The 14,116-nt window shown below is 46.2% G+C and carries 12 protein-coding genes; 8 read left to right on the top strand and 4 right to left on the bottom strand.

What is annotated here, in order from left to right; genetic code table 11:
- Nucleotides 1-56: 56 nt before the first annotated feature.
- From AXG56_RS12915 to AXG56_RS19775, 4 genes are all read left to right on the top strand, one after another.
- A complete protein-coding gene (locus tag AXG56_RS12915) occupies nt 57-992 on the top strand; it encodes an NADP-dependent oxidoreductase (RefSeq protein ID WP_026577827.1) in 936 nt (311 codons plus the stop codon).
- 174 nt (nt 993-1,166) lie between these two features.
- Nucleotides 1,167-2,627, top strand: a complete 1,461-nt coding sequence (locus AXG56_RS12910) for a circularly permuted type 2 ATP-grasp protein (RefSeq protein ID WP_008635006.1) — start codon at nt 1,167-1,169, stop codon at nt 2,625-2,627.
- Nucleotides 2,620-3,582 carry an alpha-E domain-containing protein gene (locus AXG56_RS19780; protein ID WP_008635009.1) on the top strand — a complete coding sequence of 321 codons (963 nt, stop codon included), beginning with the start codon at nt 2,620-2,622 and terminating at the stop codon, nt 3,580-3,582. The genes AXG56_RS12910 and AXG56_RS19780 overlap by 8 nt, the downstream gene beginning before the upstream one ends.
- Before the next feature lie 21 nt (nt 3,583-3,603).
- A complete protein-coding gene (locus AXG56_RS19775; RefSeq protein WP_008635011.1) occupies nt 3,604-4,455 on the top strand; it encodes a transglutaminase family protein in 852 nt (283 codons plus the stop codon).
- Between the two features lie 48 nt (nt 4,456-4,503).
- Here the strand turns inward: AXG56_RS19775 and brnQ are convergent, their stop codons facing one another.
- Complete coding sequence (gene brnQ / locus AXG56_RS12895) at nt 4,504-5,820, bottom strand: branched-chain amino acid transport system II carrier protein (RefSeq protein ID WP_008637853.1); 1,317 nt, start codon at nt 5,818-5,820, stop codon at nt 4,504-4,506.
- Nucleotides 5,821-6,172: 352 nt separating this feature from the next.
- Between brnQ and AXG56_RS12890 the strand changes: the two genes are divergently transcribed.
- Nucleotides 6,173-8,035, top strand: coding sequence for a sodium:proton antiporter (locus AXG56_RS12890; RefSeq protein WP_008637852.1), 1,863 nt, complete (start codon nt 6,173-6,175; stop codon nt 8,033-8,035).
- Nucleotides 8,036-8,093: 58 nt separating this feature from the next.
- Here the strand turns inward: AXG56_RS12890 and AXG56_RS12885 are convergent, their stop codons facing one another.
- The gene (locus AXG56_RS12885; RefSeq protein WP_008637851.1) at nt 8,094-8,282 is read right to left on the bottom strand and encodes an SE1832 family protein; all 189 of its coding nucleotides are present in this window, start codon (nt 8,280-8,282) and stop codon (nt 8,094-8,096) included.
- A gap of 114 nt (nt 8,283-8,396) precedes the next feature.
- On the opposite strand from AXG56_RS12885, the gene AXG56_RS12880 reads away from it, so the two are divergent.
- On the top strand, nt 8,397-9,236 hold the full coding sequence (locus tag AXG56_RS12880; protein WP_026577829.1) for a GNAT family N-acetyltransferase: 840 nt from the start codon (nt 8,397-8,399) through the stop codon (nt 9,234-9,236).
- Between the two features lie 43 nt (nt 9,237-9,279).
- On the opposite strand, the gene AXG56_RS12875 is transcribed toward AXG56_RS12880, so the two are convergent.
- The gene (locus AXG56_RS12875; protein ID WP_062514910.1) at nt 9,280-10,473 is read right to left on the bottom strand and encodes an MFS transporter; all 1,194 of its coding nucleotides are present in this window, start codon (nt 10,471-10,473) and stop codon (nt 9,280-9,282) included.
- 71 nt (nt 10,474-10,544) lie between these two features.
- Entirely contained in the window at nt 10,545-11,615 is a 1,071-nt protein-coding gene (locus tag AXG56_RS12870) for an AI-2E family transporter (RefSeq protein ID WP_008637847.1), read from the bottom strand.
- Between the two features lie 148 nt (nt 11,616-11,763).
- Here AXG56_RS12870 and pepT point away from each other — a divergent pair, with 148 nt between their 5' ends.
- Nucleotides 11,764-12,993 (top strand): peptidase T, encoded by a 1,230-nt coding sequence (gene pepT, locus AXG56_RS12865; protein ID WP_008637844.1) that lies wholly within the window; start codon nt 11,764-11,766, stop codon nt 12,991-12,993.
- A gap of 261 nt (nt 12,994-13,254) precedes the next feature.
- Complete coding sequence (locus AXG56_RS12860; RefSeq protein ID WP_369815272.1) at nt 13,255-14,085, top strand: TerC family protein; 831 nt, start codon at nt 13,255-13,257, stop codon at nt 14,083-14,085.
- The last annotated feature ends 31 nt before the right edge of the window (nt 14,086-14,116 follow it).

Here is a 14,116-nt window from a genome sequence, read left to right as displayed (position 1 = left end):
TGGTTCTGTGGGGAAAACTACACGGGTAAAGCACAAACAAAAGGAGTGATCGCTGCATGAAAGCGGTTGTTATCGAACAGTACGGAAATAGAAATGAATTGATAGAGAAGGAAATGCCGAATCCCGAACCGGCTGCTAATCAAGTGGTGGTGGAAGTCCACGCGACGTCCATCAATCCAATCGACTGGAAGCTGCGCGAAGGATATTTGAAAGAAATGCTTGATTTTGACTTTCCGATAATTCTTGGATGGGACGTCGCAGGAATTATTAAGGAGACGGGCGAAGACGTCCGTGGCTTTAAAACAGGAGATCGCGTTTTTGCACGGCCGGATACGACAAGGCTCGGCACGTATGCGGAGTATACGACCGTCGATGAGCACCTTCTGGCACATCTTCCTGATGGGATCGGGTTTGAAGAAGCTGCTGCGGTTCCGTTGGCAGGGCTGACTGCATGGCAGTGCCTCGTTGACTTCGCGGATATAAAGGAAGGGGACAAGGTACTTGTTCATGCTGGATCCGGCGGAGTCGGACATTACGCGGTACAGATTGCAAAAAAAATGGGAGCGTATGTTGCAGCCACTGCCAGCGGTAAGAATAAGGATTGGGTCAAGAAGCTGGGTGTTGACCGGTTTATCAATTATAAAGAAGAGGACTTCTCGGAGGTACTTCATGATTTCGATATCGTCGTTGATACATTAGGTGGAGAAATTCAGGAGAAGAGCTTCGCTGTATTGAAAAAAGGAGGGCGAATGCCTTCCATCGTTCAGCCTCCTGATGAAAAGCTTGCTGAGAAACACGGGGTAAAAGCGGGGTCTGTATGGCTGGAACCAAGTGGTGAACAATTGGCGAAGTTAGCGCAGTTCATGGAGGAAGGAAGCCTTGTCTCCGTCATCGGCCACACCTTCGACTTTTCCGGTGAAGGATTGCGGGAGGCTCATAAATTAAGTGAGACGCACCATGCCAAAGGAAAAATTGTTATTAAAATGAAATAGACCACTTTTTATGTCCCTTTGATAAAGCGAAGGGACACTTTTTTGGTCAGTTATTATAAAGCGATTACATAAAATAGAGGATGCATTATTTTCGAATTTTCTTACAATTTTTGTGTACCTGCAGTAAACTAAGGGTAAAGGCTTTTAAAGAAGCAGAATTGGAGGAGAAGTGGTGTGCTTATAAATTATAAGACCGGGGTATATTTTGACGAAATGATGCATTCGGATGGAGGGCCAAAACAGCACTATCAATGGTTCTATCAACTCGTACAGCAGTTCTCCGAACGTGAACTTATGAACAAACATGAAACGGCCCAGATGAATTTTCTCAGAAAGGGTATTACGTTTACTGTTTACAACCACACAGGCGGGACGGAGCGGACGATGCCGTTCGATTTCGTTCCCATCATTATTCCCAGAGAAGATTGGGAGAAGATCGAGCGCGGGATGGTGCAGAGGATGAAAGCCCTGAACCACTTTCTTGAAGATGTCTATAATGATCAGAGGATTGTTGAAGCTGGAATCGTTCCGAAAGAATTAATAGAGAACAACCCCTATTACTATAAGGAACAAGCGGGTGGGTTATCCATTCCTCTGAATAACCACATTTTTCTTGCCGGTGTTGATTTAATTCGTGATGAGAACGGGGACTATCGTGTTCTTGAGGATAACCTCCGGAACCCATCCGGGATGTCCTACGTATTCCAAAACCGTTACGTCATGAGACAGGTGTATCCGGAGCTGTTCTTCCAGCATGCCATCGAGACACTGGAGCACCAGATTTCCGAGCTGCATCAGGCTGTCATCAGTCATGTGCCGGAAAATGCTCTACAAGACAAAGAACCAAAGGCTGTCCTGCTGACACCTGGTACATATAACTCCGCCTATTATGACCATGTTTTCCTCGCGCAGCAAATGGGAATCGACCTCGTCGAAGGCCGGGACTTAACGGTGAAAGATGATGTAGTGTATATGAAGACGATCAGGGGGCTGCAGCGGGTCGATATTATATACCGTCGTATTGACGACGATTTTCTCGATCCGGAAGCCTTCCGGCCGGATTCTGCTTTAGGAGTTCCGGGGTTGCTTCGAGCCTACAGGAAGGGGAATGTTTCGATTCTGAACGGGATTGGAAACGGGGTAGCAGACGATAAAGCCATGTATGTTTATGTGCCGGAAATGATTCGTTTCTATCTGGATGAAGAACCAATCATCCCGAATGTAGAAACCTATTTTCTTAGTGATCCGGAACGTCTGAGTTACGTTTTAGATCATATCGATGAACTGGTCATTAAAAATGTCGGTGCCTCAGGAGGCTATGACATGCTGATTGGTCCACAATCGAGCGAAGAGGAGCAGGAAGAATTCCGTCGCAAAATCATCGAGCACCCTAATCAGTATATCGCCCAGCCGACGATCAAGCTTTCCAGAGCCCCTGCATACCAGGGGGGACGTTTCTACCCATGCCACGTCGATCTAAGGGTCTTTGTCATGAACGGGCGGAAAACCAACGTCCTGCCGGGAGGTCTGTCGCGGGTTGCTTTAAAAGAAGGATCGCTTGTTGTGAACTCTTCTCAGGGTGGCGGCGGTAAAGACACATGGATTATGACAGAGGGTGGTGGTGTCCATGCTTAGCAGAGTAGCAGATTCTCTTTATTGGATGTCACGTAATTTGGAAAGGGCGGAAAACAATGCGCGTGTTCTCAGCGTCCAGCTCATCCATTCGCTGGAAGCAACCAGTCAGGAGACAGCGGATCGTGATTGGGAAGAGGTACTTGAAATCTGTTCCTCTAAAGCGGATTACTATGATACTTATGAGCGACTCGACAGTGAGACGCTTCTGGAATACTTAACCATCAGTCCGATCAATATGAATTCCTTAATCAATTGCATGAATTATGCACGGGAAAATGCACGTATAACCAGGGACAACCTGCCGGGGGAGCTCTGGGAAGTGTTAAATGAGTTCCATCTCAATCAAAAGGATTGGCAGGAACTACCGAATACAAGACAGCATACGCAAAGTTACTTGAAGAATGTAGTAAATACATCGATGACGGCTCAAGGAGTTATCGAGTCCAGTATGACACGTGGAATTCCTTATACATTCATTAAAATTGGAAAATGGCTGGAGAGGGCGGAAAAAACGGCACGGCTTTTGAACGTCACCTGTGAGAAGAACAGAAAAGAGTCGACGGTCGATACGGCTACCTATTATTATTGGCTGACAGCCTTGCAGTTCTTAAACGGATATGACGCCTATATTAAGGAGCATCCACCTACCATGGACTCCAAAAGTGTGCTGCGTTTCATGATTCAGGAGGAGACGTTCCCCCGTTCGATCCGTTACTGCATGAACCATGTCTGTGAAGCAATTGAAAATTTAGAAGATGGAAAGATATCTCATTATTCTGCGGACTTATTCGAAATGCTTGAAGTGATACAAAACGAAATCCAACAAACGAATATCGAAGAGATGGATATGGAACAGCTGATGCATTTTCTTGATCATTTCCAAGATCGTTGTCTCACATTCAGTCGAATGTTTTCAGAGACATATTACCTCATAGAACCTATTCGTGTGAAGTAGACACATACGGGAGGAATACAGATGAAATACCACATAGAACATACCAATACATTTCAATACGACAGCCCTGTGGATCAAAGTATGAACCACATCCGGTTAAAGCCGAGAACCGATGAATGCCAACGGTTGCTGACCTATCGGACGGAGATCACTCCGGGGTCCATGACGAAAGAACATATCGACTTATGGGGGAACCATGTAGAGACATTCTTCATCCCGGAGAAACACGACCACTTAATGCTGAAGACGAGTTCAACTGTCAGCATTCAAAAAAGTCCTTTCATCCGAATGATCACCTGTTCGGATGAAATGAGAGAGATTTTCCATTCGGAATTGTTCCATCACCATTACCTGGCTTATTTAAACGATACGCCATACACTTTCTTATATAAGAACCAAGTGGAAGATATTATGAAGGAGGTAGGCGGTGCGGAAGACCCCGTGCGATTCTCGCTGCGTCTGATGGAATACCTGCATCAATCTATTTCCTATGACACTATGACCACAGAAGTGAGTACAAAAGCGCATGAGTCCTGGCCGCTGAAAGCGGGAGTCTGTCAGGATTATGCCCACGTGATGCTCGGTGTGCTTCGTTCCCAGGGGATACCTTCCAGATACGTCAGCGGATACTTATACGTAGGTGAAGACTCGGCGCTGGTAGGAGATGCAGCGACACATGCCTGGGTGGAAGTGATGGTACCCGGCATCGGTTGGGTTGGCCTTGACCCGACGAACAATGTGGAAGCTCTCGAACAACATATCCGAATTGGAACAGGGCGGGACTATGCAGATGTCAGTCCTCTCCAAGGAGTATATCGTGGAGGCGGGCAGAGCCTTGATGTGAAAGTAAGCGTCACGCTTCTGCATCAATAATAAAGAAAAAATCCCTCTTCTGTATGAAGAGGGATTTTAAGTAAGCTGTTAATTCTGGTAGCTTTCCTTGTGGTTCGGTTGTCCTTTAATCGAATGAATGATCAAGCCGATTAATCCTCCGACAATTGCCGGCACGATCCAGGCCAAACTGAAATCGTAAAACGGCAGGTGGCTGATGATGGGTTCCAGCAGAGAAACGTCCGTCCCAAAAGCTTTCAGTCCGTCATACAGTCCAATAATAGCTGTAAATAGAACAGCACCTCTGTACACATAAGGGGAGTGCTGGAACAGTTTTCCCATAAAGGTAAGAGCGACTAGAACGATAGTAATCGGGTAAACGAAAACAAGTACAGGAACAGAATAGGCAATAATTTGATTCAGTCCGATATTAGCAATCGCAAAGCTGAGCAGCGTAACGAGCAGGTTGATCTGTGTATAAGACAATCCTTTGATCCGGTTGGAGAAGAACTGTGCGCAGGCAACGTTTAATCCGACACATGTCGTGAAACATGCAAGTCCTACAATGACACCGAGCAGGATGGTACCAAGATCTCCAAACATAATGGTAGCAGCGCCGGAAAGAATGGCACTTCCGTTCTCATACGTTCCTTCTGTAGCCATCCGGGCACCAATCCATCCAATGGAAACGTACACAGCGATTAAACCAATGGCTGTCACCAGTCCGGCTTTCAATGTACGATAAGTAATTTCCCTCGGTTTCGTTACCCCGCGCTCGCGGAAGGATGACACGACAATCAAACCGAAAGCAAGCGAAGCGATAGCATCCATCGTTAAATAACCTTCAACAAAACCGGAGAAAAAAGGCTGCTCTGCATACTTTGGTTCAGGCGGTTGTATGGGACCATCCAATAAGAAAAAGCTGCCGATAACTAATCCTAAAATTGCCAGGAAAAGCATGGGTGTCAAGATCTGTCCCACACGGTCCACCAGCTTGGATGGGTTTCGGGCAACGATGTAGACCAAGGAAAAGAATATAACGGTGAACACCAACAAGGCATAAGAAGCACCATTCGTAAATGGAGCGACTCCTGTTTCGAAAGCTACGTTGGCAGCTCTTGGAATAGCGAAAAATGGACCGATCACAAGATAAACCATAGAGGTGAACAACAGACCGAATGTAGGGTGCAGTCTACCTGCGAGCTGGACGGCTCCATTCTTAACGAGTGAAATGGCTGCAATTGTGACTATAGGCAGGCCTACCCCGGTGATTACGAAACCAATGATTGCGGGAATATAAGAAGTACCTGATTCAAACCCTAAGGAAATGGGGTATATTAAGTTTCCGGCACCGAAAAATAGAGCAAACAAAGTAAACCCGATCACAATGGTATCTTTTGCTTTCATAAACTTGCTCCTCCTCTTAGATGTCTCTATATTTTGCGTAAAAAAACCGCTCTTATCCACGGCAAGAGCGAGGCACACTATGGTACTTTAAACGAATTTTTCGACAAAAACAATCAATTTTCTTCATTCACCGGAGTAATACTATCAATTTCAAAAAATTATGTCAACGATTTATTAGAAAATTTAAAAGGTTATGATTTCCATGACGGTATGATTTTCCTATATTCAGGAAGGATTTAGGGAGCGCCCCTTCTTGGTTTACAGACGAGGGGGAGGTCGATAGAATGTGTTCTATATAAAAATAAGAAAAAAAGGTACATATACACATTCATAATATAAAGGAGTTTATTCTATGGTGGATTCGCTGTTACTTCAATTCATGTTAATAGGTTTTCTAGGTATCGGTTCCCAATGGGTGGCTTGGAGGTTTCGCCTTCCAGCCATCGTTGTTATGTCGATTGCGGGGCTGCTTGCAGGTCCGGTATTCGGGTTAATGAATCCGGAACAGGATTTTGGTGAGTTGTACAGTCCGATTATCTCTTTGGCGGTAGCTGTCATTCTTTTTGAAGGAAGTTTGAACCTTGACTTCAAAGAAGTGAAGGGGCTTGGAAAGCCGGTGTTTCGAATTGTTACATTAGGAGCCTTCCTGAGCTGGATCTTAGGTTCTCTGGCAGCCCACTATGTTGCCGGACTATCGTGGGCAGTCGCTTTCACGATCGGCGGGTTATTTATCGTAACAGGACCAACCGTCATCCTGCCATTGCTCAGGCAGGCGAAATTAAAACCCAGACCGGCAAAGATTCTCAAGTGGGAAGGAATTATCGTGGATCCGATCGGAGCACTGCTCGCAGTCTTTGCATTCGAATTCATCGTGTTCTTTATGGAGGAAAGTGCGAGCCCTACATCTCTTCTTCTATTCTTTGCAGCTTCCGCATTCGCTGTCTTTCTCGGCTGGGTATGTGGGAAAGGGACAGGGTGGATGTTTGAAACCGGTTATGTACCGGAATTTCTGAAATCACCAGTCGTCTTCACGATCGTTATTGCATGCTTTACCATCGCTGATGAGATCATGCATGAAACAGGGCTTCTATCCGTGACGGCTATGGGGATGACTCTTGCCAATATGCATATATCATCCATTGCAGATATGCGGCATTTCAAAGAGAATATTTCCCTGCTGTTAATATCGACAATCTTTGTCATGTTGACGGCTTCTTTAACGGTAGATACGCTGCTTGAAATATTTAATCTGCAAATTATCGGGTTCGTTATTTTGATGTTGTTCGTCGTCCGGCCGTTGTCGATTTTCCTGTCTACAGCAGGAACGGGGTTGTCCAAATCTGAAAAACTGTTAGTGGGATGGATTGCTCCAAGGGGAATCGTTGCTTTGACCGTTGCAAGTTACTTTGCCAGCGTTTTATTGGATGCAGGGTTTGAAGATGCTTCGATTCTCATTTCCCTTACGTTTGCGCTGGTATTTACAACGGTAGTGGCTCACGGGTTCTCCATTGGATGGCTTGCAAAGAAACTTGGCTTGTCTATGGAAGGGCCTCCCGGCGTTCTCATTGCAGGTGGAAGTGCGTTTACTACAGGTCTCGCCAAGGTGCTGGAAGAGCTGAAAATTCCGGTTCTTTTGACAGACTCCTCCTGGCAGAAACTTTCCCGTGCAAGATCTCGGGGGATCGAATCGTATCACGGCGAAATCCTGTCCGAACAGACGGAATATTATTTAGATATGACGCCGTATGAGTATTTAATTGCTGCATCGGAGATGGATTCTTATAATGCGCTGGTCTGTACGACATTTGTTCCGGAATTCGGGAGGAACAACTGCTTTCAGTTGAGCTTGAGCAATGCAGAAGGGGATAATCTGGAAAGCCTAGTCCATACCATCGGCGGGCGTGTGTTGTTCGAAGAAGGTGCATCATGGGAAGAAATGAATGCTCGGGTGGAAAACGGATATGTGTTCCGTAAGACCACCATCACGGACCAATACACGTTTGATAACTATCGGGACAATGTGGATGAGCATGCCATGCTCCTTTTCGTGAAGCGTCCGACGGGGAAAGTGGACTTCTTTACTCCTGACATGGAATATCGTCCGGAGAATGGGGATATCATCGTCTCCTTGATGCCTCCGAGCAAAGAGTTCGAGAAGATTCAGGAACGATTGGAAGACCAGAGGAAAGAACAAGAAAAACAGAAGGAAGACTAATAAGAGCAAAAAGGTGGAGGGTTATACCCTCCACCTTTTTGCATTTGTTTCGTTGTATTTATTTAGTTGTTTCTGCCTGTTTCAGTTTAGTGTTCAGTTCTTTAAGCTCTGCTTCCATCCTCTCCAGCTGCTTTTCGGCATTACGGACATTGCCGCCGGCAGCTTCCAGTTTATCAAGATCCCCCTGGATACGGATATAGTCGGATTTAAGGAATGTGATTTGATCTTGTATTTCTTTTTTAGTCATCATACATGCTCCTTTCCGTTGTTGCTGGATGATTAGTCGGGACGTATAATAGAAGAACTATCCATATTCAGAATTTTAACAAAAAACAATGGAAGAAGAAAAGGGGGAAGAGGAATGGTTGTACGAAAAGAAACAGACCCGGTCACTTTTTTGAATCAAGTAGAGGGGCTGTTGATGCATGGGGAAGCTCAAAATAATCTGCCGCTTGGCCTCCTTGAAGATAGGAAGCGGACGGGTACAGATCAGGTCTGTCATATGCTTACAGTCATAGAAAGAGAAAATCCGGTTTATGCAGCACTCCGGACACCGCCGCACTTATGGATTCTTCCTTCAACAGAGGTCATGGAGAAACCTTTCATAAAACAGCTGGTCGATTATTTGCATGGTGGGAACTATGAGGTTCCCGGCGTGCTTGGAGATCGCCGTGCTGTTCAATGGTTTGTAGAAGAATGGGAAAACGTTTCAGGATTGAAAGGGTCCCTGCATATGGAACAGGGGATTTATCGTCTGGATGATCTGCAACCCATTGCGGATGCTCCGGGGGAACTTGTGCCGGCTGTGGAATCTGATCTGCCGCTTCTGCAGGCATGGATGTATCAATTTGGTATAGAAACGGGCGAGAAGAACATTTCTGAGCGTGCAGAAGTATTGGCAGCGGAAATGGTGGAGGAGCGTAAAATCTATTTATGGAAAGTAGATGGAGAACCGGTTTCCATGGCGGCAAGAGCAAGAGCGACGAAGAATGGAGCGACCATTAACGCTGTGTACACACCGGATATATTCAAGCGTAACGGATATGCATCTAAGGCTGTCTGGCACTTAACGGATAAGCTCTTGCGGAGCGGATACCGATTCTGTTCTCTCTACACGGATATGGCCAATCCCACATCGAACTCGATATATAAACGGATCGGATACAAGCACGCAGGGGATTCGATCGTCTATACTTTTTGAATTGAAAAATGCGGAGGACAGCAGTCCTCCGCATTTGTTTGTTCTATCTTGGTGCCTGCCACGGTTCCGTTTGTTTTCGTTGGTCTAGGAAAGTAAGAATCATAACGACGAGGAACAAAAAGCTGGACAGTTTAAATAAGGTAGCCGTCTCTACAAACTGATAAACGAATCCAAGCAGGAAGGCACTTGCCCCGATTCCTAAATCGATGGATGAATAATACATGCCGTTGGCGATTCCGCTGCGCTCGGTCGTCGTTTTTGATATAACCCATGCCTGCAGGGCGGGCATCATGGAGCCGTAGCCTAATCCAAACAACGAACCGGCGATGATCAAGTCCACGTTCGAGTTGGATAATGCAAGGAGCCACATGGCGATGAAAGACAGGCCGGAACAAACGATAATCAGCTTCCAAGGTCCGTGTTTATCGAAATACCTTCCGGTGATTGGACGCGACAGGGTGGCGAATAATGCATTAAAGAAATAAAACAAGAACGTACCACTGAGTCCCTGCTCATTCCCGAAGATAACAATATAAGTAATGACAGAACCGTATCCGAAGGTGTTTAGGATGGTGACAAGCGCTGGATACCAGCTCTTTTTCTCGACAAGCGACCCGACGAAGGAGAATTTCGGAGGGTTTTTTTGATTTTCATAGACCTGCGCCGGTGTGACAAAAGACGTGAAGGCAAACAGGATGATGGCAATGACTCCAAGCCCCGCAGAAATCCACACGAGGAGATCGAAAGAGTAGTTCTGATAAAGGAAGATACCGATACTGGGTGCCATAATCATACCGACTGTAACGGACAATCCGAAATAGCCCATGCCTTCCCCGACCCTGCGCCTTGGTACGAGGTCGACGGCGGCGGTACCGTTGACGGTGGTGGACCACCCCCAGGCGATTCCGTGGATGAATCGGATGATCAGGAGTGCGACGACAACCTGAGTGACCGGGTACAATACGGTCATGATCAGTAAGGATACGGCTCCGACCATGACGAGTACCTTGCGCGGCCTTGTCATGAGCATATGACCGATGAACGGCCGGATGATGATTGCAGCAAAGGCGAAGGTCGTCGTGATAAGTCCTACCTGAAGGCTGGTTCCACCAATGGATTCTATGTATGGAGGTAAGTTAGGGAGAAGCATTTGAAAACTCATGAATGTGAACAGGTTGGCAATGATCAGGAAAATGAATGGCAGCGTCCATAGCTTCTGTTGTGTAGAATGTGTCATTTTAATGGTCCTCTCTTTCTGTCAAAAAGGAAACCCGTCATGCACAGAGCACGACAGGCTTCACTGGAATCTTAAGTTGTCTCTGACTTTCGTTCTATCCACTCATGATAGAAGTGGCTGATGACTGTTTTAATGACGGCATAGGCAGGAATCGCGAACAATAACCCGATGAAACCGGCCAGGCTTCCGGCAGCCAGGATCAGTGTGATGATTGTCAGCGGATGGATGCTTAATGCTTTACCCATCACGTTAGGAGATACGAAGTTGCCTTCCAGCTGTTGGGCGATAACAGTAATGACAGCTACCCATACGGCAAGCATCGGGTCCTGGAAAAAGGCAACCAGAATAGCCGGGATGACCGCTAGAAATGGTCCGACGAACGGAATGACGTTCATTGCCATTGCAAACAAGGAGAGTGTCAAAGAATATTTCAGCCCTATAATTAAATAGCCGATCAACAGAAGCAGCCCGACGACGATACTCACGGTAAGCTGCCCGAGAATAAAGGAATTCAAGGTCCGGTCTACTGATCCCGAAAGTTTACGGAAGCTTTCAGCTGTTTTCTCAGGCAAGAATTGAGTAATAAATGGTACGAGCTTATCTCCGTCCTTCAACATGAAGAAAAGGAAGAATGGAATCAATACGAGAGCAAACACAAAACCGATGAGCTGGCTGATGAAGTTGATGATGATCATCGATGCGTTTTGAACATAAGACTCCAGGTTCTCGGCAAATCCTGAGATGGTGTCATTGAATTCATCCGGAATAATATCCTGATTCTGCTGCCAGTAGGTGACAGCATCACTGACCGCATTTGCCATTGCAGGAATGTTATCGATCAGCCTGGTAAACTGCTCCTGAGCGATCGGAGCGATGAAGCGGCTGATCAGAAACCCGATAAACAGGAATAACGCGAAGACAATGATAATTGCCAGTACACGAGGGATGCGGTTCTTCTCAAGGAAGTGCATAATTGGACGTGATATATAGAAAAGAATCCCTCCTCCGATCAGCGGTACGGCGATTGCACCGATATATGTCAGGACAGGTTCAAAGAAAAAACTGATTTCATGCAGCAGAAGAATGAGTAATACGACTAAAACGGCAGCCACAAGGGCTTGGAACCAACGCTTATGTATCAAGGACACACACACCTTTATGGAAAGTTTTTTTGGAAGGATGTTTGTTTTATATAATAAGAATACCAAAAAATGACGTGAAGCAGTACACTTACTTTAGGAGCTTGAAATCGCTACACTTGGTATAGAACACTAGAAGGAGGATACCGATATGCAGAAGGAATTGTTAGAACGTTTCATTTCTTATGTGAAGATGAATACTCAATCCAATGAGGAAAGCAGTCAGACACCATCCACCGACGGGCAATGGGATTTGGCACGTCAGTTGGTGGAGGAATTGAAAGCCATCGGGATGGAGGATGTAACCATAGATGAGCATGCGTATGTGATGGCTACACTGCCTGCAAACACAAAGAAGGAAGTACCGACAATCGGCTTTCTTGCTCACATCGACACAGCTACTGATTTTACAGGTGAAGGAGTAAATCCACAGATCATTAAATATGAGGGAGGACCGGTTCAACTGAACGAAAGTACAGCCCTTACACCGGATGAATTTCCTGAACTTGCTACATATAAAGGAGAGACGCTCATCACCACAGATGGCACGACATTACTTGGCGCTGATAATAAAGCCGGAATTACGGAAATCATGACCGCGATGGATTATTTGATTCAGCATCCGGAAATAAAGCACGGAGAAATCCGCGTCGCATTCACACCGGATGAAGAAATCGGACGGGGACCCCATAAGTTTGATGTCGGCAGGTTTGCAGCCTCCTATGCTTATACCGTAGACGGGGGTCCGGTAGGCGAGCTGCAATATGAAAGCTTTAATGCCGCAGCTGCCCGCGTGACGTTCCATGGTCACAGCGTGCATCCGGGCACGGCTAAAGGGAAAATGGTAAACGCGCTGAAACTGGCTGTGGAATTCCAGCAGCAGCTCCCTCAGAACGAAGCGCCGGAACATACCGAAGAATATGAAGGCTTTTATCATCTGCATACGTTCAAAGGCGATGTGGAGGAGGCGGTACTTAACTATTTGATCCGTGATCATGATAAAGCAGAGTTTGAAAACAGGAAACAAAACCTGAAACGATTGGCCGCAGAATTGGAAGACGCATACGGAAAGCACCGCGTTTCCCTGGAAATCAATGATCAGTATTATAATATGGGCGAGAAGATTGCTCCTGTGAAGCACATCGTCGATATTGCCTACGAGGCGATGGAGAATTTGGAAATCGAACCACTAGTCAAACCGATCCGTGGCGGAACGGATGGTTCCCAATTATCCTACATGGGGCTGCCGACTCCGAACATTTTCACAGGCGGGGAGAACTTCCACGGCAAATACGAGTACATTTCCTTGGAAAGCATGGAGAAAGCAACCCGTACCATTGTAGAAATCTCCCGGTTATTTGAAGAGAAGGCAGGGGAATGACGACTGCTGTCCTGTTCATCAAACGCTCATTTAATCCTTTTGTATAAGCTTAGTCCTATGCTCCATACTAAGGTTGTAAAAAAGTGGGTGAAAGCCGTTGACTTTCGAAGGTCGAGTGCTATGATAGGAATAGATTCAGCGTTCCTTAAAGGGGAGTAGCTTATACAATAAAGTCGTCATTTCGGGATGGATCCCCGGCTTTATTGGCAACGTTCGTTGTTAGCGAGACCTTTACCCACTGTGGTAAAGGTCTATTTATTTATAGTCCTGTCCACCACAGTGGCCGGGACTATTTTTAATGGAAAAGGAGACAGAATAGTGGATGCTCAATTATTGATCGAGTATGGCTGGGTATTAATTGTTTTAGTCGGGTTGGAAGGTATACTGGCAGCAGATAATGCGCTGGTGTTGGCAATCATGGTCAAACACCTGCCGGAGGAAAAGCGGAAGAAGGCGCTGTTTTACGGATTGGCTGGTGCATTCATACTTAGATTTGGTTCCTTGTTCGTCATTTCCTTTCTTGTGGATGTGTGGCAGGTACAGGCGCTTGGAGCTGCATATCTGTTATTCATATCAGGAAAGCACTTATTTGATAAATGGAGAGAGCGTGGAAAAGAGGAAGAAGAAGAGGTCGTCGCCGTTGAGAATCAGCGGGGGAAAGGTTTCTGGGCAACGGTTTTAAAAGTGGAACTTGCTGATTTGGCCTTTGCGGTCGATTCGATTCTTGCTGCGGTAGCTCTTGCAGTCGCTTTGCCGGAAACACCTCTTCCGGAAGTGGGGAGTTTGGACGGTGGGCAATTCGCTGTCATCCTTGCGGGAGGTATGATTGGAATCATCATCATGCGTTTTGCGGCCAACGTTTTCGTTAAATTGTTGAAATCACGACCTGGATTGGAAATTGCTGCCTTTGTCATCGTCGGATGGGTAGGGGTAAAGCTCGTCGTTTCTACATTAGCCCACCCGAATATTCAGATTCTCGATGAGCACTTCGCTCATTCTACGACGTGGAAGCTGATCTTCTACTCTATCCTCGTGTTGATTGCCGCTCTTGGATGGTTCTTGTCAGGAAAGAAAGAAGTACAGGAAGACTGAGAAAGGAAAGAGCATGCAGTTTGTTATATCT

The sequence above is a fragment of the Halobacillus sp. KGW1 genome (assembly GCF_001592845.1).
GTDB lineage: Bacteria > Bacillota > Bacilli > Bacillales > Halobacillaceae > Halobacillus.
This window is presented reverse-complemented; position numbering and strand designations above follow the sequence as displayed.